Origin of the sequence: Mesorhizobium sp. B2-7-2 (assembly GCF_006440775.1) — a bacterium.
Lineage (GTDB): Bacteria > Pseudomonadota > Alphaproteobacteria > Rhizobiales > Rhizobiaceae > Mesorhizobium.
Genome location: NZ_VFTZ01000034.1, coordinates 25,515 through 48,762, shown reverse-complemented (window position 1 = coordinate 48,762; position 23,248 = coordinate 25,515). Strand labels below are relative to the sequence as shown.

The following is a 23,248-nucleotide window of genomic DNA, read 5'->3' as shown; positions in this document are numbered from 1 at the left end:
CTCGTATGCCCCACGAGGGCTATCTCGTGAGGAAGCGGCTCGCTACATCGGTGTAGGATCGACGCTCTTTGACGAGATGGTTGCCGATGGGCGAATGCCGAAGCCCAAGCGCATCAACAGCCGCGCTGTCTGGGATCGTGTAGCCCTGGATATTGCTTTCACCTCGTTGCCGGACAAAGATAGCCGCCTTCAAGAGCTGTTGGAACGAAGTAGGCGGGAGGTAGAAAAGCGATAGAAAATACGTTTATTGCGTATACGCTGCGGACGTAGTACGATGAAAGCCCGTGTGCGGAAGGCATGACGTGAGCGAGAACGACAAACTTGCGCAAGACGTGAAAGCATGGCGGGCCAAGGAAGGGTTCACTGCCGCAGCCGCGGCCAAGGTGCTTGGAATACCGAAGCGCACCTTTGAAGGCATAGAGCAAGGAAGAGGCTTTCCTTACCCGGTGCTCCTGCGGGTTGCCATCGAAAGCAAAACCCGTTCGGTACGGGCAGATCTGAAAGGGTCCTGAAAGGAGCATTTGATGGCTCGCCCATTTAAGGACCCCAGTTACCCTGGGGTATCTTCGCGCCTCAAGAACGGCAAGCGAATCTATCGCTACCGCGCAAAAGGCGTGCCCGAGATGCACCTTCCTGGCAAACCTGGCGATCCCGAGTTCGAGGCGGCTTACGAGAAGGCCACGCAGGGCCAACACAAGAATGCAGGGATCATCGATTTGCCCGGTCGGGCACTGCCTGAAACTTTTGGCCATGCCGGGCGCCGGCTTGAAACGACAATGGAGTGGCTCGATTTTGATGAAGCGACGCAGCGGAAGAATGCGCGACTGATTGAGCGTTTTCTTAATCTGCGGGTCGATCCAAATTACCCACTCACTTGGCGCGATACTCCGGTGCAACATCTCGACGCGGATCGGCTTCGCGCCATCATCGAAAGCATCTTCAGGAGCAACCGCACAGTCGCCAAACATATGCTGGTTGCCATCAAGAAGCTTTTATGGGTCGCGACCGATGTCGAGAAATGGATAAAGCCGCAGGATGATCCTTCACTGTCAATTCGCGTACGCGTGCCCAAATCGACCAAGAACCCGGCTTGGCCAATTGCGATCCGAGAAAAGTACGAGGAGCGGCATCCGATCGGGACGCCGGCTCGGACGTGCTACGCGCTTGGTTTCTGGCTCGGCAACCGACGAGGCGACATCGCTGACCTTGAATGGGATGATCTCGTGACCGAGGAGATCGAACTGTTCGACGGTTCCTTGGCATTGATCGAGGCGTTCGCCTTCCGACAGAAGAAGAACCGAAACCGTCATGGCGGACGGGAGATGTTTATCCCGGTGGTGGACAAACTGGCGGCTGCGCTAGACCCGCTTGACCGCTCGAAGGGTGGAACCGTCTTGAAGAATGGCTATGGCAACCCGTTTTCAGAAAAGAGCCTGACAGGCATGATGCAGCATTGGGCACGACAGGCCGATATTCCTGACGGCTATACGCTTCACGGCCTGCGCCGTACCTTCGGCACCTACCTCGCTGAATGCAACATCCAGGCCCGGGCCATCATGGACGCCATGGGGCATTCCTCCATGACGGTGACGGATGACTACGTGCGTGAGGCCAACAAGAAGCGGATCGCGGTTGATATTGCTCGCGCGATCAACGAGCGCGAGGCCAAACGCGACGCCATGAAGCGACGGGCAAACCTCCGCATCGTCAGATAATCACACCGAGTCGGAACAAACCGGGACCACGGTCCTTGTTTTGGCCCATAATGGACCCAAAACGTTTTGGGCCGAGGGCACTTTTCCGAAATAAAATCAATGGTCATGGTGGGCCCGGAGGGACTCGAACCCCCAACCAAGCGGTTATGAGCCGCCGGCTCTAACCATTGAGCTACAGGCCCCACGCGGGCTGGCTTAGTGTTTTTCGCTCGTCCGCACAAGGCTTTCGAAAACTCTGGCGCAAAACGCCAAAATCAGCCCATATTCGCGCCGTAGAGCGGCCTGCGCCCATATGGCGCGAGAAAGGTCCAACCCTTGCGCCGCACTGATGCCTTTTGCGGATCGAGGCAGATGCGGCACGGGCGGCGGACCGCAGACTTCGAGGAGTTTTCATGACCAGACATCTTTTGCCCATCGCGCTCGCTGCCGCGGTCGCGTTCCCGGCGCTGGCGAGCGCCGCCGACACCCAGCCTCCGCCCCGCATCATCGTGTCCGGCGAAGGCGAAGCGACCGTGGCGCCGGACATGGCGATCCTTTCGCTCAGCGTTATGCGCGAGGCCAAGAGCGCGCGCGAAGCGCTCGACGCCAACAACGACGCCATGGCGGCGGTGATCGCGGCGATGAAGTCCGCCGGCATCGCCGAACGCGACCTGCAGACCGCCGGCATCCAGATCAACCCACGCTACAACTACACCAACAAGGCCGACGGCAGCCAGGAAGCCGAGCTCGTCGCCTATCAGGTGACCAACACGCTGTCGGTGCGCGTGCGCAACGTCGACAAGACCGGCGAGATTCTGGACAAGGCGGTGTCGCTCGGCGTCAACCAGGGCGGCGGCATCGCTTTTACCAACGATAATCCGAAGGCCACGATCACCGAGGCGCGCAAGAAGGCCGTCGCCGACGCGATGGCCAGGGCAAAGACGCTCGCCGAAGCGGCCGGCGTCAGTCTGGGCAAGGTGCTCGAGATCACCGACCAGAATGTCGCGCCGGCGCCGATGCCGATGGCGGCCAAGTCTTTCGATGCGGCCCGTTCGGCCGTCCCGGTGCAGGCCGGCGAGAATTCCTACAACGTCCAGGTCACGGTCACTTTCGAGCTGAGGTGATATCCAGCCCAGCCGCAGACATGCCGTTAGCAAAACGCCCCGGAGGATCATCCTGCGGGGCGTTTCATAGGCGATCCTCGAAGAGGATCGTCCTTTCAGCCTCAGCGATAGATGATCGGGCAACCGCGCTCGTTGGCGAACACCACCACGACACGGTCGCCATACTGGCGGCCTGCCACCTTCACGGTACGGCGGCTGATGTCGACGATGCGGGCGCGGTGCAGACCCATGCGCTCGGCCTTGTCGAGGGCGCGGTCCGGCGAACAGCCGCGCCAATCGCGGTCGCGGCGCCAGTCGCGGCGATAACCGTCATCGTCGCCGGTGTAGATGCCGAAACGCGGGTCGTGTCTGTCCCCAAAACCGAGATAGAGGCTGTCCGCATGTGCCGGAATGGCGGTCAAAGCGCCAAGCCCGACAAGGGCCGAAAGGGCTGCCGTCCTGATCGTGTTGAACATCGTCTTCTCTCCTTATTTTGGGCTGTCGCCCGTAGAACCGATGATTGGAAAATGCCTTTTTGCGTCTGAACCTTCCGCGAACCGGCCATTCATGTCCGGTTCATATAAGCGCGAACCCGCAGGGTTCGTCGCTCGTGGCCAAAAACGCGAACCCTAGGTCCTAGGCGCGAACCCGCCAGGGTTCGTCGCTCGTGGCCAAAAACGCCAACCACCTCAGGATTCTAAACGCGAACCCGCAGGGTTCGTCGTTCCTCGTCAAAAGCATCCCGTTAGGCTTCGTCATCCAGATGCGAACCGGCTACGGTTCGTCATCCAGGTGCGAACCTGTCAGGGTTCGTCATCCAGACGCGAACTGCTACGGTTCGTCGTCCAGACGCGAACCGGTTACGGTTCGTCGTCCAATATATAATCAAAATAATCGTCCGGCTCGGCCAGATCGGTTTCCTTGGCCTTCACCTGGCCCCGGATCGAGATGCCGGCTTCGTGCACGGTCTCAGCGCTTCCCGAAACAAGCCGGTGCCACCAGTAGAGATCATGGCCCTCGGCGATAAGCCGGTAGGCACAGGTCTTTGGCAGCCAGGTGATGGTGCGCACGTTCTGCGGCGTTAGGCCGACGCAATCGGGCACCCGCGCCAGGCGGTTTGGATAGTCGGAGCAGCGGCAGTTCTCGGCATCGAAAAGCCTGCAGCCGACGCTCGTCCAGAAGATCTCGCCCGTATCCTCGTCCTCGAGCTTCGACAGGCAGCATTTGCCGCAGCCGTCGCATAGCGATTCCCATTCGGCCGGGGTCATCGCCTCAAGCGTCTTGGTTTTCCAGAATGGCGCGGTCATTTGGCTGGATTTGGCCCTCCGCGGCCTTGCGGTCAAGCGCTGTGTGGCGGCGACCCAGTATCAACATTAGAAAAACACGAAATTGCCTTCAAAAGGCCGGCCAGGCATCCTTGGTTGGCGCCAATGCCCGACGGAACCAATTATGGTTGATGAAAGTTTGGGCAGGGATGGGACCCCATTAGGAGAAATCGATATGAAACGCCAACCACGGATTCTGGCGGGCACGGCAATCGGCCTGCTTATGGCATCCGCGCCGTTGGGCGCGTACCCGCTGCAGGGGGGTGTCGCTTCCGGCGGCCTGCACGGAGCGCCGCTCGTGCTGGCTCAGGCCGCCTGCGCCGAAGGGCAGTCGGCCGAAGAATGCGCGCAGGGTGGAGCTGAACAGCCGCGTAAAAAAAAGCGCGAGCAGCAGCAGCAAAGCGAATCGGCGCCGGCCGAACAGGCCGCGCCCGCCGAGTCCGAGCAACAGCCGCGCAAGAAGCGGCACGAGCAGCAGCAGACGGAGGGCGCCCAGTCCGGGGAAGCTGCACCGGCCGAGCAGCAGTTCAAGCCACGCAAGAAGCGCGACCAACAGCAGCAGATCGAGGCGGCACCCGCCGACCAAGGCGGCCAGCCTGCGACCGACGAGCAGCAATTCAAGCCGCGCAAGAAGCGCGACCAGCAGACCGAGGCTGCTCCAGCCGATCAGGGCAGTCAGCCTGCAACCGAAGAGCAGCAGCCACGTAAGAAGAAGCGCAACCAGCAGGCCGAAACGGCGCCGGCTGAGCAACCGGCCGAGCAGACCGCACCGGACCAGCAGCAACAACTGCGCAAGAAGAAGCTCAATCAGCAGCAGCAAAGCGAGACGGCTCCGGCCGAGCAGGCCACGCCCGACCAGCAGCAGCAACTGCGCAAGAAGAAGCTCAATCAGCAGCAGCAGGAAGCCGCACCCGCGGAACAGCCGTCAGAACAGCCGGCAAATGACAACCAGCCCGGCAAGCGGCGCAAGCAGGCCCAGCAACCTGCCGAGCAAAGCCAGACCCCTGCCGAACAGACGCCAGCAGGCCAGGGTTCTCGCAAGCTCAAGCCGTTGCCGGTTCCCGGAACCGCGCAGGCACCTGCCGAGACCGAGCAAGCGCCGGCTCAACAGGAACAGCTTTCGAACCAGAACAAGAGGCAGGCCAAGAAACCGCTGACCGAGCAGCCCGCAACCGGGCAGCAGCAGCCTGCCACTGGTGAACAGCCGGCCAACAATCAGCCTGCCAACAATAACCAGCCCGAAAGCGGCGGCAATGCCGCGCAGGGCGCGGCGCCTGCCAATCCGAACGAGGCACCTGTGCTTGACAGCCAGAAGGATGCCATGCGCAGGCACAAGGGCCGCCAGCCGGCCGGCCAGAACGAGACTGGCCAAGCCGGCGCTGAACAGAGCGGTAATCAAGCCGAGCAGCAGGGCGGCAATCAGGCCGGGCAACAAGCCGGCCAGCAGGCCGAGAAGCAGGCTCCCGTAAATCAGGGCCCGCCGCCCACCGACGACAAGTCGGCGCAGCAGGCGATCAAGCCCGAAAAGATCGTCCCAGTGGACCAGGAGAAGGGCAAGCGGATCGAGCTTACGCCCGAGCAGGTCGTCCGTGAGCGCCGCCGGCCGCAGGGTGCCGACGTGGTGAAGCAGTTCGGCGACCGGGTGATCCTTCAGTTCAACAACCAGACATTCGTGGAAAGCAACGAAGCTCCTCGCATCACCCGCGGCGCCAGGGATGTTTACTACGAGGATCTTTCGGGCGGCCGCACCCGCGAAATCGTGGAGCGCGACAACGGCGTCAGGATCATCACCATCCGCAACCGTAATGGCGACGTCGTCCGGCGATCGCGCGTTACATCGGATGGCCGCGAATATGTGCTGAGCTATGTCGACGAGCGCTACTATAACGACGTCGACGAGTGGCGCGATCCAGGCGACGACCTGCCACCGATGCGGCTCGACATCCCGCGCCGGGACTACATCCTGGATTCGGAGGAAGTCGAGGATCCGGACGAATATTATACCTTCCTCGAGCAGCCACCTGTGGAAAGGGTGCAGCGTCTCTACTCGATCGACGAGGTGAAGCGGTCGGCCCGCGTGCGCGACATCGCCCGGCGTATCGATCTCGACACGCTGAACTTCGATTTCGGCTCGGCCACCATCTCCGACGCCGAGGTGCAGAAGCTCGAAGGCGTCGCCAGTGCCATTGAAAAACTGCTCAAGAAGAACCCGGCCGAGACCTTCCTGATCGAAGGCCACACCGACGCCGTGGGCACGCCGGACGCGAACCTCGCTCTGTCGGACCGGCGCGCCGAGGCGGTGGCCGAGGCGCTTACCAACGCTTTCGGTATCCCGGCCGAGAACCTCACCACGCAGGGCTATGGCGAGGAGTATCTCAAAGTGAACACGCCCGGTCCGAACCGCGAGAACCGGCGTGTCGCCATCCGCCGCATCACCTCGCTGGTGGCGCCGGTGGCGAGCAACAGCGGGCAGTGATCGATGCGTGTCGCCCAAAACTGTGCAGCGGTTTTGGGACAACGACATGCATTGAAAAGCGACGTAAACTGCGACGCGCTGAATCCGTTTCAGCGCGTCGCGGTTTAGCGTTTGATTTCAAGATCCTGTCCGGATTTTCGGAATCAGCGCGCAAGATGAAGGCCCATCCCGCCCGGATGGGCTTTTTTCCTTGCCGGCTCAAGAAGAATTGTCCTGCCTGGCCCGCCCTGCTCATTGAATTGCCGCATTGCGGCACCCAGATTCCAGACAGGGCGTTCCCTGCCCCGTCCCGACTCCAGCGGGACACGTTGAGCCCCGCCGGGCCCCCTCCCCGGCGGGGTTTTTTGCCTTGAAAACCTGTGTCACCGGGCCGAAATACGGCCAGAGCAAATTCCAGGAACAGTGTAAGCGGTTACGCCCGGCGCCTTCGCCGTAGCCTTCCGTCCGGACTTGCGTCAAAACAAAAGATGGAGCGGTTCGCCTTTTCCGTGAAACGGTGAAACGCTCCGACGAATTTGGCCTAGGCTTGTCAGCTTGACGGCGCCTTGATACCATCTATTGGTATTGGAGATGAGAGATGCCCAAAAACACCTCCGTGACCCTTGGCGATCAGTATGATGCCTTCATCCAACGGCAAATAGCGAAAGGCCGCTTCGGCTCGGCAAGTGAAACCGTCCGTGCCGGTCTTCGCCTTCTCGAAGAACAAGAATTGAAACTCGAGCAGCTGCGTGCCGCAATCGACGAAGGAGACATGTCGGGCAACCCCGAGCCGTTCGACATTGAGGCGTTTCTGAAGGCAAAGAAACGCGGATGAAAAGAACGGTCCGGTTTTCGCCGAAAGCGAGGCGGGACCTTGATGGTATCTGGGATTATTCGCTGAGCCAATGGGGCGCGGAGCGGGCAGAAGCCTACATCCGCTCCATCCACTCCATGATCAATCTGATAGACCAGTTTCCGGCGATAGCACGAAACGCGTCGGATGTTCGACCTGGCCTGCTGAAATATTCAGTCGGCTCGCACGTAGTGTATCTGCGGATGAGTGGGCAATCCATTGACGTTGTTCGTATTTTACATCAACAGATGGATTATCCGAGACACCTCTAAAAGGCTCGCGTTATCTTCGTGTTCGAATTGGCGAACACCTCGTCAGGAACAAAGAAATCGCCGGCAAGTGCCCCTTTGGCGCCTGGCGCATAGATCGAAAAGTCCGTCACGCCTTCGGCGCGCAGCACCTCTTCGTCGATATAGAAATTGCCGGTCGCTTCGCGCGACGGGCGCATGAAGATCGCATGCGCGGCGTCGGCCATGATGTCGGGCGAGCGGCTCATCGCGGCCACCGTGGCGCCGCCCAGAAGATTGCGCACGGCAGCGGTATCGATAGTGGAGATCGGCCATAGCGAATTGACCGCGATACCGTCCTTGGCGAATTCGGCGCTCATGCCCAGCGTGCACATCGACATGCCGAACTTGGCCATTGTGTAGGCGACATGATTCTTGAACCACTTGGCCTTCATGTCGAGCGGCGGCGCCAAATTCAGGATGTGAGGGTTCTCGGCCAACCTAAGGTGGGGAATGCACATTTTGGAGACCAGGAAGGTGCCGCGCGTATTGACCTGGTGCATCAGGTCGTAGCGCTTCATGTCGGTCTCCAGCGTGCCGGTGAGCTGGATGGCGCTGGCATTGTTGACGCAGACGTCGATGCCGCCGAACCGCTCGACGGTTCTTGCCACCGCATCGGCGACCTGCGCCTCGTCGCGGATGTCGCAAAGCACCGGCAGCGCCTTGCCGCCGGCCCGCTCGATCTCTTCCGCCGCGCTGTAGATGGTGCCCGGCAGCTTCGGATGCGGCTCGGCGGTCTTGGCCGCGATCGTCACATTGGCGCCGTCGCGCGCCGCGCGCAGCGCGATCGCCAGCCCGATGCCACGCGATCCGCCCGAGATGAACAGCGTCTTTCCGTGGAGCGACATTTTTTGCCTCCCGTCATTCTTCAGTGCGATCCTTGCCCGCACCGACCCGCGGACACAAGGGCGCGCGCATGTGGTCCGTGATGACGCTGCGGAGCCTTGCCGTCTTGCCGAGCTTTGCAGAGCGATATGTATTCTAGACAAGCAGGTAGAATATATAATGGCTCTATCGATCAAGAATTTGGAAGTCGAGCAGTTGGCGCGCGAGCTAGCCCGCCGCCGTCGCGTGTCCGTGACGGAGGCGATCCGCCAGTCCCTCGAGCGCGAAGTTGCACGCGAGCGGCTTGTGCCTCGCGACGAAAGCAGCGACCTTTTTCAACATCTGATGGCGATTTCGGACAGCGGCGCGCGGATCCCGAAGCGGGAAAATGCGATGACTGAGGATGAGATCCTCGGTTACGACGATCTCGGAATCCCGACGCGATGATCATCGATTCATCGGCCCTGGTCGCGATCCTCCGCGCCGAGCCGGATCATGATCGTTTCGTGCGGGCGATTGCGAATGCCACAAGGCGATTGATCGCAGCCCCCACCCTTCTCGAAACGAGCATGGTGCTCGCCGGCGGGTGGCAGGATGAAATCCTGGAGCCGTTCGACGCCTTCCTGCGCACGGCTTCGATCGAGACGATCGCCTTCACCGCCGACCACGCCGCCGTCGCGCTCCACGCTTTCCTGCGCTACGGCAAGGGTCGTCATCCCGCAGCGTTGAACTTTGGCGCCTGCATCGCTTACGCCACTGCCCGGCTCGAGGCGATGCCGCTGCTGTTCAAGGGCGACGATTTTCGCCTCACCGATATCGAACCCGCTGTTTGAGGCATCAAACCAGCACCAGCCCCTGCCGCATGGCGATCGCGATGGCGTCGGTGCGGTTGGCGGCGCCGAGCTTGATCAGGATGGCGGCGACGTGGAACTTCGCCGTGTGCACGGAAATGTTGAGCCGCCGGGCGATGACCTTGTTCGGCGCGCCTTCGGCCAGCAGAGCCAACACCTCCGCCTCGCGCGGCGACAAAGCCGGGCGAGGCTGGTTGTCGTCAGGCGTCTCTTCCTCGACAGGCTCGTCATCGTGGAAATCGCCATGCGCGGCCTCCGACGGCGCCGCCCTGCCGACGCGGTAGCCTGAGGCCGCCAACCGCGCTGCGGCGGCGATCAGCAGGCCGTCCGCGGAGGCAGGCAGCACGGCCAGCACATTGTTTGCCACCTGCTCGCTGCCCGCACGCCGCGAAAGCAGGACGATTGGGGTGGCCGAACTGACGACCCGGTTTTCCAGGCCGGCCCCATCGACGATGGCGACATCCGCCATTTGGCCGACGCCGCTTCCAGCCAAGGCCGGCGCCAGATCGTCGCTCGCGGCCAGCGCATCGGCAAGTTGCTCGGCGCGCTGGACATCGCCGAGCGCGACCAACACCGTCAGCCGGTGAATTGCCGGCTCCGGTCTCGCGATCGCCGGTCTCGCGACTGCTTGTGCTGCGCTGTTTGCCATAGACCCTCTCAGCTCAGCGGCTTCTCGCCGATGGTGATCGAGACGTCGCGCTCAGCGCCGCCGCTCGAGATACCGAGCGCCACGGTTGTGCCGGCGCTATCCGGTCCAAGCTTGCGGATAAGCTCGCGCGGCCCATGCACCGCCTCGCCGTTCCACGCGACGATGATGTCGCCGACATGCAGGCCGGCGGCCTTGGCCGGGCCGTTATCGTCGAGGCTCATCACCATGGCGCCTTTCGTGTCGCCATTGCGGATCGGATGCAGCCCGGCGCCGAGATAGCCGCGCGCGACATGACCCTTCTCGCGCAGCGTCGCCACCGCGCGCTCGATCGTCTCGTAGGGCATCACCAGCGCCCGCCGGCGCGGACCGAACAAGAGCATGCCGATCACGCCGCCCTTGGCGTCGAGCACCGGCCCGCCCTCGAAGCGCCCGCCGGTGTTGATGGCAAGATTGATGCGCCGGTCGATCGTGCCGCCGCGCATCGAGCGCCAGGCCGGCCCGACCTCGCCGACCGTGCCGAGCACCGCAAGCGCGGCGCCGTCGCTGTTGCCGGCCGCAATCGCGATATGGCCGGGCCGCACAGCGCCGGCCTGAGCCAGTTGCGGCAACCCGGCGGCCCCGGAAGCAGGCTTCAACAGGGCAACGCCCGTCGAAGGATCGCGTCCGACGAGCTCGGCCTTGACGGTTTCGCCGGAAGCCAGCGTCAATTCGGTCTCCTCGCCGGCTTCGACCGCTTCCTCGGCGGTGACGAAATAGCCGTCGCGCCAATGGAAGGCGCTCGCGGTGCGGTGATGGTGCGTGACGAAACTCGCCAGCGCGGGGGCGGCGGAAGCCGCGATATCGGCGATCGCGTCGGAAAAGGCACTGAGGTTGAAGTCGCTCATAAGACTGTCTCCTGGGTTCGGTGACCCAGATATCGCTCGGTAACAGCGCCGCGGGTACTCGCCTGACGGCTAGTCGCTGGCCGGACTGGCCATCTGGTCAGGTCGCGGCAGTTGCGGCTGCTCCGCACATATAGTGCGTGTCGCCCAAAAGTGCTGCGCGGTTTTTGGGGCAACGACACGCGCCAAGGAAAACATCATTCCACACGGGAACACGCCGATGGCTTTCGCAGCCGAAAAAGTTCCATCTGACGACAGTCTGCTTGACACCTATTCGGCGACGGTCGCCGACGCCGTCGACCGCATCGGCCCAGCCGTGTGCCGCATCGAGCGCATCGGCGCCGGCGGTCACGGCTCCGGCTTCGTCATCGCGCAGGACGGGCTGGTTGTCACCAATTTCCACGTCGTCGGCGACGCGCGCGCCGTGCGGGTGACCATGCCGGACGGCGCCTCGCGCGAAGGCCACGTGCTTGGCCGCGATCCTGACACCGACATCGCGCTGGTGCGCGCCGACGGCAGCTTCGCCGACATTGCGCCGCTCGGCGATTCCAAGCGCCTTCGCCGCGGCCAGATCGCGATTGCGATCGGCAATCCGCTCGGTTTCGAATGGACCGTTACCGCCGGCGTCGTCTCGGCGCTCGGCCGCTCGATGCGCGCCTCGACCGGCCGGCTGATCGACGACGTCATCCAGACCGATGCCGCGCTCAATCCCGGCAATTCCGGCGGACCGCTGGTGTCGTCGGCAGGCGAGGTGATCGGCGTCAACACCGCCATGATCCATGGCGCGCAGGGCATCGCCTTCGCGGTCGCGTCCAATACCGCCAATTTCGTCATCTCTGAAATCATCCGCTTCGGCCGCGTGCGCCGCGCCTTCATCGGCGTTTCCGCCGACACGACCAACCTGCCGCGCCGTGCGGCACTTCTGTCGCAGGTGACCACGAACACGGCGGTGCGCCTGCGCAGCGTCGAGAAGAACGGCCCCGCCGCCAAGGCCGGCCTGAAGGAAGGCGACATCATCGCAGCTATCGACGGACGGCCGGTCACCGGCGTCGACGACCTCGTGCGCATGCTCGATGCCGAGCGCATCGGCCGCGAGACGCTCTGCACGGTCGTTCGCCGCACCGGCGTTTCCCAGGTTATGGTGACGCCGGTGGCGCGGACGAGCTAAGATCGCCGCGCCGGCCTATCCCCCGGCCACGCCCTCGGCATATTGCGCCAGGAATTCCTCGCTCGGCGGGATCGGCTTGATGACGTCGATCAGCACGCCGTTGGGGTCCCTGGTGATGAAATGGCGCTGGCCGAACGGCTCGTCGCGCAAGCTGCGCAGGATCGGCAGGCCAGCGGCGACAATCCGCTCATAGACCGCGTCGGGATCGCGGACCTCGAAATTGATCAGCAGGCCCGACGTGCGCCCCCGCCCTTCTTGCGGGATCGTCTGATGATCGCCCTGGACGATGCCAAGATTGACGCGCCTGTCCTCGCTGGAGCGCAGATGCACATACCAGTCGCTCGCAAACAGCGGCTCGAAGCGGAAATGCTCGACATAAAAGTCCGCAGTGCCTGCGACATCATCCGTCATCAGCACCGGATAATAGCTTGTCGTCTTCATCTTTCCTTCTCCTCTCATCCAACATACAGTCTGTATGTAAATTCAAATAACATACAGGCTGCATGTATGCAACAAGAGTCCGAACGCCGCTCCAATCGCGACCGCACCGAGGCGACGCGCGCCGATCTGATCCGAGCGGCGCGAAAGCTGTTTACGGAAAATTCCTATGCCGAGACCGGCACGCCGGAGATCGTCGCCGAGGCCGGCGTGACGCGCGGCGCGCTCTATCATCACTTCGCCGACAAGCAGGCGCTGTTCGCGGCGGTCGTCGAGCAGGAAGCAGCGGCCGTGGCGGGCGAGATCGACCATGCCTCGCCGCCCTCGCTATCCGCGCGTGACGCGCTGATCGCAGGCTCGGACGCCTATCTCAAGGCAATGCGAGCGCCCGGCCGCACGCGTCTCCTGCTGCTCGACGGGCCGGCCGTGCTCGGCCGCGCCGCGATGGACGAGATCGACAACCGCCACGGCAACCGCTCGTTGCGCGAAGGCCTGGTCGCCGCGATGCGCGCGCAAGCAATGATCAGATTGCCGGTCGAGGCGCTGACCGCTTTGCTGGCGGCCGCCTTCGATCGGGCCGCTTTAGCCATCGAGGCCGGCGCGTCCGGCGAGGATTACCGCGCGGTACTGATCGCGCTCATGGACGGCTTGTCTCCGGCTCCTCCTCCGTCCAAACGCCCGGCTCCATCTCGTTGAAGCAGCCGAGCTGCCGCTTGAACTCGTCGATCAGCCAGGATGCCGCCGGCTTGGGGCTGCGGTCGGTGCGGTGCATGGCATAAAGCGGCGAGCGCACCTCGCGATACGGCTCCAGTTCGAGCTCGACCAGCCGGCCGCTGGCAAGATCGTCGGCGATCAGCCAGCGCGGCAGACCGCCCCAGCCGAGACCTTCGCGCATCAAGGCATGCTTGGTGCGCACGTCCGTCAATCGCCAGGTCCGATAGGCAAACACGCCGTAGTCGCGCCCGCGCGTCCGCTCCGACTGGTCGGAGACGACGAGCTGGATATGCTCGCGCAGATCCTCGACGGCAACCGGCTTCGGTAGTTTGGCCAATGGGTGATCGGGGGCCGCCGCAGGCACCATCGAAGTGAAGCCTATGCGCAGCAGATTGACGTCGGCATCGCCGTGCAGGCCGCCGAAGCCGAGATCCGACTGGCCGTTGAGGACTTGGTCGACGATCAGGCCGAGCGAGCCGATATAAAGCCTCAGCATCACCGCCGGGAACTGGGCCTCGAAGGCCTTGAGCACGCGCACCAGTGCCGGTGAAGGCAGCGCCACGTCGACCGACACCGTCACTTCCGCCTCCAGCCCTTGCCGGTAGCCGTCGGCGCGCGAGCGGATGCGATGCAGCACGCCGATCATGCGCCGCGCATCCTCGAGCATCGCCTTGCCGACATCGGTCAGTTGCGGCTCGCGCACGCCTTCGCGTTCGAACAGTTTCAGGCCGAGCTGTGCTTCGAGATTGGCGACGCCGTAGCTCACCACCGACTGCGCCCGGTTGAGCTTGCGTCCCGCGGCCGAGAAGCTGCCGGTATCGGCCACCGCTACCAGGATTTGGAGCTGATCCAATGTTGGGTTCGGCTGCATGCGCATCCCATCCATTTTATTGATTGATTGTATGCATATTATACCAGTTATCCAGATGGAGCGGCAATCCCATATTGGCGTGGAAAGTTTCAATCCAACCCCAAGGGGACACCGCCATGTCTATTCTTCTCGTCACCTCCAGCCCGCGCGGCGACGCTTCGCACTCGACCCGCGTCGCCACCGATCTTGCCCGGAAGCTCGCTGCCGCCGATCCGGCCAACACGCTTGTCGTGCGCGATCTTGTCGCCAATCCGCTGCCGCATATCGACCCTGATTACGCCACCGGCATCTACACGCCGGCCGAAGCGCGCACGCCGCGCCAGGCCGAGGTCGTCGGCGTTTCCGACGCCGTGCTCGACGAGCTTTTCGCTGCCGACACCGTGATCCTCGCGACAGGTTTCATCAACTTCAATATCTCCTCGACATTGAAGTCCTGGGTCGACCATGTCGCCCGCTCCGGCAAGACCTTTGCCTATGGCGAAGGCGGCCCGAAGGGCCTCGTCAACGGCAAGAAGGTCTATATCGTGCTCGCTTCCGGCGGCATCTATTCCGAAGGCGCCGCGGTTCAGATGGACCATGCGATTCCCTATCTGCGCAGCGTGCTCGGCTTCCTCGGCATGACCGATGTCGAAGTCATCCGCGTCGAAGGCGTCGGCATGGGCGCCGACGCCGTCGCGGCGGCGCTTGCCAAAGCCACCGCCAAGGTCGACTCGATCGCTGCCGCCAATGCGGATCGGGCTGCAGTCGCGGCCTGATTATATCTGGAAACCAAGAAGGCGGGCGCCGATCAGCGCCCGCCTCTTTTTGCATTTTCGCCCCGCTGCAGCGGCGGCAGCGCCACGGCTGGATGGCGGTCCTCGCGCAGGATCAGCCTCGCGGCGCCGGGCGCGATCCGATATCCTGCTCTGCCGAAAGCGATCCGCCCGCCGCCTGCGCAAACAGCTGGAACGACTCTTTCTTCCCCCTGGTCCTGATCACCTCCGACAATTTGAAGACACTGTCGCAAGGGCTGACCGTGTTCGTCGACGAATTCACCACCGACTGGGGGGTGCTGTTCACCGGGCTGACACTGGCGGCGCTGCCGATTAGCTTGCTCTACATCGTGTTGTCGAAGCAGTTCGTTTCCGGCATCACGCAAGGCGCGGTCAGATAGGCGCAGTCCAACAACGAAGTCAGGACATCAAAGTGGCGAACCAGAACAACATCATCATCACCTGCGCAGTCACAGGCTCGATTCATACGCCGTCAATGTCGCCGCATTTGCCGGTGACGGCTGAGGAGATCGCGACAGCCGCGATCGAGGCGGCCGAAGCGGGTGCCGCGATCGTCCACCTTCACGCCCGCAACCCGGTCGACGGGCGCCCAGACCAGTCGACCGAGGCCTTCGCCCCGTTCCTGCAAGTCATCAAGCAGCGCTCCAACTGCGTCGTCAACATCACCACCGGGGGTGCGGCGACGATGAGCGTGGAGGAGCGCGTCAGGCCGGCCAAGGTGTTCGCGCCCGAAGTCGCGTCGCTCAACATGGGCTCGATGAATTTCGCGCTGTTCCCGATGCTGGAGCGCTTCAAGACATTCGAGCATGACTGGGAGCGGCCCTATCTGGAATCCTCGCGCGACCGCATCTTCCGCAACACCTTCGGCGACATCGAGCACATCTTGCGCACTTGCGCTGACAACGACACGCGCTTCGAGATCGAGTGCTACGACATCGGCCACCTCTACACGCTGGCGCATTTCGTCGAGCGCGGCCTGGTCAAGGCGCCGTTCTTCGTCCAGAGCGTGTTCGGCATCCTGGGCGGCATCGGCACCCACCCGGAAGACGTCGCCCATATGAAGCGCACGGCCGACCGCCTGTTCGGCAACGACTATCACTGGTCGGTGCTGGGCGCCGGCCGCCACCAACTACCGATCGCTACGCAGGCGATTGCGCTGGGCGGCAATGTGCGGGTCGGCCTGGAGGATTCGCTATGGATCGGCAAGGGCAGGCTCGCCCGCTCCAGTGCCGAACAGGTGACCAAGGTGCGCCAGATCATCGAAGGCCTCGGCGCCTCGATCGCCACGCCCGACGAAGCGCGGCAGATCCTCCAGCTCAAGGGCGGCGACAAGGTCGCGTTCTGAGCGCTAATCCAAATTCCATAGTTTCGCCGCCTGGCTTTTTGTTTGGAAATACTGCTGCTCACAGGTACCAACCGGTTTCTTTGCACTTCCCGGAAGGAAGTGGAAATAACTTGGTGGCACCATTGGTTATCCCCTCGGGCTGCGTTATCGCTCGCCAATGTTCCTTTCAATCGCCACCACCCATCATCCGGCTACCGATCTCGGCTTCCTGCTGCACAAGCACCCCGAGCGCCTGCATGAGACCGACCTCTCTTTCGGCAAGGCATGGTTGTTCTATCCCGAGGCCAGCGAGGCGCGGTGCGAAGCCGCACTTCTGCTCGACGTCGACCCCGTTGGATTGGTGAGGGGCAAGGGTCGGGCGGACGGATTGCTGGATCAATATGTGAACGACAGGCCTTACGCGGCGTCTTCCTTTCTATCCGTGGCGCTCAACAAGATGTTCCGAACGGCAATGAGCGGCATCTCCAAGGAACGCCCGCAACTCGCCGAAAGCGACCTGCCGCTGGAAGCTGTCGTGGCGCCCTTGCCGATGCGCGGCGGCGAGGCGATAGTGCGGCAGCTGTTCGAACCGCTGGGCTGGACTCTCGAGCTGACCCCAATCGAAGCCATCGGCTCCAGTTCGGTGGGACCGCGTTACAGCCATCTGAAATTGTCCGGCCTCGGCCGGCTGAGCAATCTGCTCAACCACCTCTACGTCCTAATCCCGGTGATGGACGACGCCAAACATTATTGGGTCGGCGAAGACGAGGTCGACAAGCTGCTGTCCAAGGGCGCGGGATGGCTGGAGCACCACCCCGCCAAGGAGCTGATCGCGCGCCGCTATTTGCGCAACCGATCGGTTTTGGCCCGCGCGGCCCTGGCGCGACTGGTGCCTGAAACCGCGGCAGCGGAGACGCCAGTTGAAACCCGCAGCTCGCCCGAGGAAACGCTCGAGGCGCCCATCCGGCTGCACGACCGGCGCCTGGATGCAGTCGTCGAAGCCATTCGCGCGAGTGGCGGGAAAGTTGTCGCGGATCTGGGCTGCGGTGAAGGTAAGCTGCTCGACCGACTGATGCGCGAGCGGTGGGTCCAAAAACTGTTCGGCTTGGACCCCGCGGTCCGCGAGCTCGAATGGGCGGCAAGGCGGCTGAGACTGAATGAAGCGGGCGGCCCGCCGGAAGGGCGCGTCACGCTGCTGCATGGTTCGTTGACTTACCGGGACAGTCGCTGGGCCGAAGCAGACGTCGCTGTCTTGGTCGAGGTCGTCGAACATCTCGACCAAGACAGGCTGCCTTTAGTCGAGCGGATTGTCTTTGGCGAAACCGCTCCAAAGACCATTATCGTGACCACGCCCAATGCGGATTATAATGCGCTTTTCCGCAGTCTGCCCCCAGGCACTTTCCGTCATCCGGATCATCGCTTCGAGTGGAGCCGCCCCGAATTCAAAACCTGGACGGCTAGAATAGGCGAGACATACGGCTACGCCGCTGAAATCAGTGGCATAGGGGCTGAGGATGCCAAGCTGGGCGCGCCTACACAGATGGCGGTGTTCACGCGATGAGGGAAGTCGACAACACCAATTTGGAAATTCCGGATTTCGCACTGGTCGTGCTGATCGGCTCGACCGGGTCCGGTAAGTCGACTTTCGCCGCCAGGCATTTCCTGCCGACCGAGATCATCTCGTCTGACCGATGCCGTGGACTCGTCTCCGATGACGAAACCAATCAGGATGTTTCGGCCGACGCCTTCGAGCTGATGCGCGACATCATCGGCAAACGGCTAAAGCATCGCAAGCTGGCTGTGGTGGACGCTACCAATGTGAGGCCCGCGGATCGCAAGGCATGGATCGAACTGGCCCGCAAATGGCACGCCTTGCCGGTCGCCATCCTCCTCGACCCCGGTGTCGACATCTGCGTTGCGCGCAACGCGGCGCGCCCGGATCGCCCTTTCGGCGCGGGCGTCCCCCAACGCATGACCAGCGAAATCCGCAAGGGCCTTGGCGGCCTGCAGCGGGAGGGCTTTCGCCAGGTCTGGAAGCTCACCAGCGAAGCCAGTATTGAGGCCGCCAAAATCTCGCGCCAGCCGCTCTGGACCGACAAGCGTCACGATACCGGCCCGTTCGACATCATCGGCGACGTGCATGGTTGCGCCGATGAGTTGCAAGCCTTGCTTGGTCAACTCGGGTATGAGGTCGTCTGGTCGCAGGATCGCGGCGAGCGAACCGTTGCCGTCACTCCCCCAAATGGCCGCAAGCTTGTCTTTGTCGGCGATCTCGTCGACCGCGGTCCCAACACGCCCGATGTGCTGCGCATCGCCATGAGCATGGTCGCCGCCGGCACCGCCTACTGCGTCCAAGGCAATCACGAACGCAAGCTCAGCCGTTGGCTGGAAGGCCGCAAGGTCACGATCGCTCACGGACTCCAGCAAACCATCGACCAGCTGGAGGCTCAGGATCGTGGGCTGAAGGAAGCGCTGCCGGCCTTCCTCGACAATCTGCGCAGTCATGTCTGGCTGGACGGCGGTCGGCTTGCGATCGCCCATGCCGGCCTCAAGGAAGAGATGATCGGGCGAGGCTCGGGCGCCGTGCGCGAATTCGCACTCTATGGGGAGACGACCGGCGAGATCGACGAATTCGGCCTGCCGGTGCGGGCCGACTGGGCAGCCGCCTATCGCGGCAAGACGGCAGTAATCTATGGCCATACGCCGATGCTGATGGCCGAATGGGTCAACAACACCCTGTGCATCGATACCGGCTGTGTGTTCGGCGGTAAGCTGACGGCCCTGCGCTGGCCAGAACGCGAGCTGGTTGAGGTGCCGGCAATCCGAACATGGTCGAAACCCATACGCCCGCTTGGTGCATCGAATATGGAGAAATCGGCACAGGCCGATGCCGATGGTGTGCTCGATATCGAAGATGTTTCCGGCCGCCGTTGGATCGAGACCGAGCTGAAAGGCCGGATCGTCGTGGCCGAGGAAAATGCGGCGGCCGCCCTAGAGGCCATGAGCCGTTTCGCCATAGCGCCCCAGTGGCTGGTGTACCTGCCGCCGACGATGTCGCCGTCCGAGACTAGCGGACACCCCGACTGGCTTGAACGCCCGGAAGAGGCTTTTGCCTATTTTCGCGAGCGCGGCGTAGCCGAGGTCGTGTGCGAACAAAAGCACATGGGTTCGCGGGCGATCGTCGCACTGTGCCGGACCGCGCAGGCGGCGCTGAGCCGCTTCGGCGTTTCGGGCGGCGAGACCGGCGCAATATGGACCCGGACAGGGCGTTCCTTCTTCGGCGACAACGCCATGACGGAAGGCCTGCTCGCTCGGCTTCGCGCAAGCGTCGATGCCGCTGGCCTCTGGGAGGAACTGAAAACCGACTGGCTGCTGCTCGACGCCGAAATCATGCCCTGGTCGGCCAAGGCACGCAGCCTCATCGAAAGTCAGTACGAACCAGTGGCGGCATCGTCCGCGGCCGGTCTGCGGCTCGGTCGCGATGCCTTGGAGAGAGCGAAGGCGCGAGGCGTCGACGTGATGGATCTGAGCGCACGGTTCGCCGATCGGGTCGTGCGCGCGGGCAAATACGCCGGCGCCTGGTCGCCCTATGTCTGGCCGGTTTCGAGCGTCGATGATCTCAGGGCGGCACCTTTCCATCTGCTGGCCAGCGAGGGCCGTGTCTGGTTCGACCACGACCACATCTGGCATATGTCGCTGGCCGATCGCCTCGCCGCGGAAGGCGTCGTCGTGCACACCAGATGGCGCAGCGTCGATCTGGCCGATGCTGGCGCCTGCACGGAGGCCGCCGCCTGGTGGGAGATGCTGATCGCTTCAGGCGGCGAAGGCATGGTGGTCAAGCCGCGGGATTTCATTAGCCGCGGCAAGAAGGGCCTCATCCAGCCGGCGCTCAAGGTACGCGGCCGAGAATATCTGCGCATGATCTACGGCCCCGAATATGACACCCCGGATAACCTTGTCCGGCTGCGGGAACGGCATCTGGGCGGCAAACGGAACCTGGCGCTCAGTGAGTTCGCGCTCGGTCACGAGGCGTTGAAGCGGTTTGTCGCGAGACAGCCGCTGCGGCGAGTCCACGAATGTGTCTTCGCTGTACTGGCTCTGGAGAGCGAACCGATCGATCCGCGGCTCTAATTAGCCGAACATCCGCTCGCCCTGCTCGTCGACCAACTGGATGCCCTTCTTGATCGAGATGTCGACGGCGTCGTCCAATCCGGCGAAGCGGTCGGCGCGGATGAAGCGGTGCTCCTTCATCACGCCGTCCACTTCCTTCGAGACGACGCCGCAGGTCTGGTACTGGCCCTCGGCCTTGTAGGGCGTCGCGCTGATCAGGAACCCCTTGTGCTCGACCTGCTTGGCCGGCTTGGCGGTGCCGGCCTCCGTTGCCTCACCGCCGCCGCCGCCAAACAGCTTTTTCAGAAAAGACATTTTCAAAACTCCCATTCACGCGGGCACCAAGGATTCGCGGCGCCCCTGTTACGCAGGCTTTGTCTCAGCATGCGCGAATGCGCCGCCGTGTTCCAGCCCCTTGACGAAAACGCCGACCAGAAGCTCGATCTGATGCCAGATCTCCTCGGCCTGCCTGCTGTTCGAATTCGCCACATAGCCGCTGGTCACGATGCCGTGCACGCTTGACCACAAGGTCCGCGCCGCAAGCGCGCGGCGGTCGTCGTCGAGGCCGAAATCGCCGGCCTTGAGCACGCCGGCGACGATGTCGAAGAGCGCGTCGAGCAGCGCGTCATAGGCATCGGGGCCCGGCCGCGTCGCGCGGCGGCGGTTGAAGGCAAGCACCGCCGGCCAGCTGCCGGGATGCGCCTCGACGAAGCGCACATAGGCCGCCGCCATCGCCAGGATGCGATGCCGGACATCGGTTACCCCTTGCCTTTCGAGATCGGCCATCGCCGCGATGCCTGTCGCGCCGAGCCGGTCGAGCAGCCGCATGTTGACGGCGCGGTGCACCTCGTCGAGATCGGCAAAGAGGTTATAGACGGATCCGACCGAGATGCCGGCCTGCTCGGCGATGGTGCGTGCCTTCAGATTGTCAGCGCCGCCCTCGTTGAGCAGCACCTCGGCAATGGCGAGCACCTTCTCGCTCATCTCTTCCTTGTCCAGCGCCATGCTTCTTTCCTGTCCTTATGTCCGAAGTCGGCAAGCCCAGCCCGTGATTCATTCCGTTGCCTGCGTTTACCATGTGCGGCGCTTCATGAACAGCGTTCAAAATAGCCCTTGAACAATGTTCATTTCCTGCTATGTTGAGCTTGTGAACAACGTTCACGAAAACAGGGAGAAGAAGACCATGCTTAGCCTGATCAAGACATTGCTGGACGGCGCCAGCGCACGGGCCGAGGACAATCTGAAGGATCGTTTTGCGATCGACCTTCTGGCCCAGCGCATCCGCGACGCAGAGGCCGGCCTTGCCGCCGCCAAGCAGACGCTCGCCTCGCTGATCGTGCGCCAGCGCGCCGAGCAGACCAGCCTCGACCAGCTCGACCGCCGCATCGCCGATCTGGAAACCCGCACGCTCAGCGCGCTTTCCGCCAACAATCAGTCGCTTGCCGAAGGCGGCGCTTCCGCAATCGCCGAACTCGAGAACGAGCGCGAGGTCCGCCGCGCCACGGTCAAGAGCCTCGGCGAGAAGACCTTGCGGATGCGCCTGTCCGTGGAACAGGCGCATCGCCGCATCATCGATCTCAACCAAGGCATGATCTCCGCCCGGGCGATCGATGCCGAACGCAAGGCGCAGTCGCGCCTCAACCGCTCGATCGGCCGCACCGCAAGCATCAACGAAGCGGAGGAATTGCTGGCCCGCATCAAGGACAGCTCCGACCCGTTCGAGGAGGCCGGCATCCTCGACGAGATCGACGGCGAGCTCCGCCACGAGGCGATCCGCGAACGCCTCGTCGAAGCAGGCCATGGACCGGCCACCAAGGTGCGTGCTGAGGATGTTCTGGCGCGCCTCAAATCCCTGAACTGAACCCGCAATTTCCCGTGAGAGATCAAATCCAAGGAATACGACGATGAACGGCAATCAGACCTATATCCTGTTTAACACCATCTCGGTGGGCGCTGCCTATTTCATGCTCGGCCTGTCGCTGTGGCTGGCGCCGGTCGACCTCTCGACCAAAGGCTACTGGGCGATGGGCGTGCTGCTGCTCACCGGCAGCCTGGTGAACCTGGTCAAATACCGCACCGACGAGCGGATCGCGGCCGAGACCACCGCCAAGATCGAGAAGGCGCGCAACGAGAAGCTGATCAGCGAATATGTCGGCAAGGAATAATCCCCTGCTCTTGCCGATCGCTGACTGAATACAAAAGCCCGGAGCGATCCGGGCTTTTGGGGTTTCCCTATGAGAATGTCTTAGCGACGAGCCAAGGCCTCGATCGCCTCTGCGGCGTCTTCCAGGATGCTGATCGCCTCGGCCTGCTTGTCCTCCGGCGCGTCGGCGATGTCGCCGAGCGCGGCGCGCAGCCGGTGTCGCAGCGCGCGGAACCGGTCGCGCGTTTCCGAACGGCCGCGGCGCCCCTCGTCCTTGTCGTCGCCCCAGCCGAACCATTCGCGCGCCGCGGCCATCTTGCGGCCGAAACGCTCGAGATGGTCGAGCACGCTGTCGATCATCTCGCGGTTCTCGTCCAGATGCGCCTTGCCGGCCTCGGTGATCGAAAACACCTTCTTGTTGCCTTCGCTCGAGGATACCGCGTAGCCCGCCTCCTCCAGGAAGGTCAGCGTCGGATAGACCACGCCCGGGCTCGGGCTGTAGATGCCGCTGGTGCGCTCTTCCAGAGCCTTGATGATGTCGTAGCCGTGGCGCGGCGCATCGGCCAGCAGCGACAGCGTGATCAGCTTGAGATCGCCGTCGGCCAGCATGCGCCCAGCGCGGAACATGTCGCCCGGGCCGCCGCGTCCGCCGCCCCTGCCGCCATGGCCGAACGGGCCGAAGCCGCCGCCCCCTCTGCCACCAAATTTGCCGGCCATATGCATGAACATGCGCTCGCCGAAGTGGTTGTGTCTGTGCATGGATTGCTCCTTGAGTTATATCTTA

The 23,248-nt window shown here is 63.1% G+C and carries 28 protein-coding genes and 1 tRNA gene; 18 read left to right on the top strand and 11 right to left on the bottom strand.

From position 1 onward, the window contains the following. From FJ425_RS31820 to FJ425_RS29065, 3 genes are all read left to right on the top strand, one after another. On the top strand, positions 1–235 hold a 235-nt coding region (locus FJ425_RS31820), incomplete at its 5' end, for a hypothetical protein (RefSeq protein WP_140727650.1). Positions 236–302: 67 nt separating this feature from the next. Then, complete coding sequence (locus FJ425_RS29070) at positions 303–512, top strand: helix-turn-helix domain-containing protein (protein WP_084016009.1); 210 nt, start codon at positions 303–305, stop codon at positions 510–512. Between the two features lie 12 nt (positions 513–524). Continuing rightward, positions 525–1,715: a site-specific integrase gene (locus tag FJ425_RS29065; protein ID WP_064994569.1), complete on the top strand. Its 1,191-nt coding sequence runs from the start codon at positions 525–527 to the stop codon at positions 1,713–1,715. 106 nt (positions 1,716–1,821) lie between these two features. On the opposite strand, the gene FJ425_RS29060 is transcribed toward FJ425_RS29065, so the two are convergent. After that, positions 1,822–1,897: transfer RNA gene (locus tag FJ425_RS29060), tRNA-Ile, on the bottom strand. A gap of 210 nt (positions 1,898–2,107) precedes the next feature. On the opposite strand from FJ425_RS29060, the gene FJ425_RS29055 reads away from it, so the two are divergent. Further along, entirely contained in the window at positions 2,108–2,818 is a 711-nt protein-coding gene (locus FJ425_RS29055) for an SIMPL domain-containing protein (protein WP_140699203.1), read from the top strand. Between the two features lie 101 nt (positions 2,819–2,919). On the opposite strand, the gene FJ425_RS29050 is transcribed toward FJ425_RS29055, so the two are convergent. Further along, positions 2,920–3,273: a hypothetical protein gene (locus FJ425_RS29050; protein ID WP_140541413.1), complete on the bottom strand. Its 354-nt coding sequence runs from the start codon at positions 3,271–3,273 to the stop codon at positions 2,920–2,922. Positions 3,274–3,657: 384 nt separating this feature from the next. Next, on the bottom strand, positions 3,658–4,104 hold the full coding sequence (locus tag FJ425_RS29045; RefSeq protein WP_140727648.1) for a YcgN family cysteine cluster protein: 447 nt from the start codon (positions 4,102–4,104) through the stop codon (positions 3,658–3,660). Between the two features lie 193 nt (positions 4,105–4,297). Between FJ425_RS29045 and FJ425_RS29040 the strand changes: the two genes are divergently transcribed. The 3 genes from FJ425_RS29040 (at position 4,298) to FJ425_RS29030 (ending at position 7,702) form a co-directional block, all read left to right on the top strand. Next, the gene (locus tag FJ425_RS29040) at positions 4,298–6,598 is read left to right on the top strand and encodes an OmpA family protein (RefSeq protein WP_140727647.1); all 2,301 of its coding nucleotides are present in this window, start codon (positions 4,298–4,300) and stop codon (positions 6,596–6,598) included. A 577-nt stretch (positions 6,599–7,175) separates the two neighbouring features. Further along, complete coding sequence (locus FJ425_RS29035; RefSeq protein WP_140541416.1) at positions 7,176–7,412, top strand: type II toxin-antitoxin system ParD family antitoxin; 237 nt, start codon at positions 7,176–7,178, stop codon at positions 7,410–7,412. Next, on the top strand, positions 7,409–7,702 hold the full coding sequence (locus tag FJ425_RS29030; RefSeq protein WP_140541417.1) for a type II toxin-antitoxin system RelE/ParE family toxin: 294 nt from the start codon (positions 7,409–7,411) through the stop codon (positions 7,700–7,702). Before FJ425_RS29035 ends, FJ425_RS29030 begins: the two co-directional genes overlap by 4 nt. Here the strand turns inward: FJ425_RS29030 and FJ425_RS29025 are convergent. Then, positions 7,699–8,565, bottom strand: a complete 867-nt coding sequence (locus FJ425_RS29025; protein WP_140727645.1) for an NAD(P)-dependent oxidoreductase — start codon at positions 8,563–8,565, stop codon at positions 7,699–7,701. The genes FJ425_RS29030 and FJ425_RS29025 overlap by 4 nt on opposite strands. 157 nt (positions 8,566–8,722) lie before the next feature. On the opposite strand from FJ425_RS29025, the gene FJ425_RS29020 reads away from it, so the two are divergent. Beyond that, on the top strand, positions 8,723–8,989 hold the full coding sequence (locus FJ425_RS29020; RefSeq protein WP_140727643.1) for a type II toxin-antitoxin system VapB family antitoxin: 267 nt from the start codon (positions 8,723–8,725) through the stop codon (positions 8,987–8,989). Beyond that, positions 8,986–9,375, top strand: coding sequence for a type II toxin-antitoxin system VapC family toxin (locus FJ425_RS29015; RefSeq protein ID WP_140727642.1), 390 nt, complete (start codon positions 8,986–8,988; stop codon positions 9,373–9,375). The genes FJ425_RS29020 and FJ425_RS29015 overlap by 4 nt, the downstream gene beginning before the upstream one ends. A 4-nt stretch (positions 9,376–9,379) precedes the next feature. Here FJ425_RS29015 and FJ425_RS29010 read toward each other — a convergent pair whose 3' ends face one another. Both FJ425_RS29010 and FJ425_RS29005 read right to left on the bottom strand, forming a co-directional pair. Continuing rightward, positions 9,380–10,042, bottom strand: a complete 663-nt coding sequence (locus tag FJ425_RS29010) for a helix-turn-helix transcriptional regulator (protein ID WP_140727640.1) — start codon at positions 10,040–10,042, stop codon at positions 9,380–9,382. Between the two features lie 8 nt (positions 10,043–10,050). Then, positions 10,051–10,926, bottom strand: a complete 876-nt coding sequence (locus tag FJ425_RS29005; RefSeq protein ID WP_140727638.1) for a S1C family serine protease — start codon at positions 10,924–10,926, stop codon at positions 10,051–10,053. Between the two features lie 217 nt (positions 10,927–11,143). Here FJ425_RS29005 and FJ425_RS29000 point away from each other — a divergent pair, with 217 nt between their 5' ends. Further along, a complete protein-coding gene (locus tag FJ425_RS29000; protein WP_140727636.1) occupies positions 11,144–12,091 on the top strand; it encodes a trypsin-like peptidase domain-containing protein in 948 nt (315 codons plus the stop codon). Positions 12,092–12,106: 15 nt separating this feature from the next. Here FJ425_RS29000 and FJ425_RS28995 read toward each other — a convergent pair whose 3' ends face one another. Beyond that, positions 12,107–12,532: a VOC family protein gene (locus FJ425_RS28995; protein WP_140727635.1), complete on the bottom strand. Its 426-nt coding sequence runs from the start codon at positions 12,530–12,532 to the stop codon at positions 12,107–12,109. 66 nt (positions 12,533–12,598) lie between these two features. Between FJ425_RS28995 and FJ425_RS28990 the strand changes: the two genes are divergently transcribed. Next, positions 12,599–13,225: a TetR/AcrR family transcriptional regulator gene (locus tag FJ425_RS28990; protein WP_140727633.1), complete on the top strand. Its 627-nt coding sequence runs from the start codon at positions 12,599–12,601 to the stop codon at positions 13,223–13,225. Here FJ425_RS28990 and FJ425_RS28985 read toward each other — a convergent pair. Next, positions 13,167–14,114: a LysR family transcriptional regulator gene (locus FJ425_RS28985; protein ID WP_140541426.1), complete on the bottom strand. Its 948-nt coding sequence runs from the start codon at positions 14,112–14,114 to the stop codon at positions 13,167–13,169. The genes FJ425_RS28990 and FJ425_RS28985 overlap by 59 nt on opposite strands. 116 nt (positions 14,115–14,230) lie before the next feature. Here FJ425_RS28985 and FJ425_RS28980 point away from each other — a divergent pair, with 116 nt between their 5' ends. The 5 genes from FJ425_RS28980 (at position 14,231) to FJ425_RS28960 (ending at position 20,342) form a co-directional block, all read left to right on the top strand. Beyond that, a complete protein-coding gene (locus FJ425_RS28980) occupies positions 14,231–14,869 on the top strand; it encodes an FMN-dependent NADH-azoreductase (RefSeq protein ID WP_140727631.1) in 639 nt (212 codons plus the stop codon). A 92-nt stretch (positions 14,870–14,961) separates the two neighbouring features. After that, positions 14,962–15,267, top strand: coding sequence for a hypothetical protein (locus FJ425_RS28975; protein WP_246678056.1), 306 nt, complete (start codon positions 14,962–14,964; stop codon positions 15,265–15,267). A gap of 32 nt (positions 15,268–15,299) precedes the next feature. Then, complete coding sequence (locus FJ425_RS28970; protein WP_140727630.1) at positions 15,300–16,232, top strand: 3-keto-5-aminohexanoate cleavage protein; 933 nt, start codon at positions 15,300–15,302, stop codon at positions 16,230–16,232. 157 nt (positions 16,233–16,389) lie between these two features. Further along, a complete protein-coding gene (locus FJ425_RS28965) occupies positions 16,390–17,772 on the top strand; it encodes a 3' terminal RNA ribose 2'-O-methyltransferase Hen1 (protein WP_140727628.1) in 1,383 nt (460 codons plus the stop codon). Next, positions 17,769–20,342, top strand: a complete 2,574-nt coding sequence (locus tag FJ425_RS28960; RefSeq protein ID WP_140727626.1) for a polynucleotide kinase-phosphatase — start codon at positions 17,769–17,771, stop codon at positions 20,340–20,342. Before FJ425_RS28965 ends, FJ425_RS28960 begins: the two co-directional genes overlap by 4 nt. Here FJ425_RS28960 and FJ425_RS28955 read toward each other — a convergent pair whose 3' ends face one another. Together FJ425_RS28955 and FJ425_RS28950 are read right to left on the bottom strand one after the other, a co-directional pair. Continuing rightward, positions 20,343–20,636, bottom strand: a complete 294-nt coding sequence (locus tag FJ425_RS28955; RefSeq protein ID WP_140541431.1) for an HlyU family transcriptional regulator — start codon at positions 20,634–20,636, stop codon at positions 20,343–20,345. 48 nt (positions 20,637–20,684) lie between these two features. After that, entirely contained in the window at positions 20,685–21,326 is a 642-nt protein-coding gene (locus FJ425_RS28950) for a TetR/AcrR family transcriptional regulator (protein ID WP_140727624.1), read from the bottom strand. Between the two features lie 178 nt (positions 21,327–21,504). Between FJ425_RS28950 and FJ425_RS28945 the strand changes: the two genes are divergently transcribed. Both FJ425_RS28945 and FJ425_RS28940 read left to right on the top strand, forming a co-directional pair. Beyond that, positions 21,505–22,182 (top strand): PspA/IM30 family protein, encoded by a 678-nt coding sequence (locus FJ425_RS28945; protein ID WP_140727623.1) that lies wholly within the window; start codon positions 21,505–21,507, stop codon positions 22,180–22,182. Between the two features lie 43 nt (positions 22,183–22,225). Continuing rightward, positions 22,226–22,486 (top strand): YiaA/YiaB family inner membrane protein, encoded by a 261-nt coding sequence (locus FJ425_RS28940; protein ID WP_095766630.1) that lies wholly within the window; start codon positions 22,226–22,228, stop codon positions 22,484–22,486. Positions 22,487–22,566: 80 nt separating this feature from the next. On the opposite strand, the gene FJ425_RS28935 is transcribed toward FJ425_RS28940, so the two are convergent. Beyond that, a complete protein-coding gene (locus tag FJ425_RS28935; RefSeq protein ID WP_140699150.1) occupies positions 22,567–23,223 on the bottom strand; it encodes a PadR family transcriptional regulator in 657 nt (218 codons plus the stop codon). Positions 23,224–23,248: the final 25 nt, after the last annotated feature.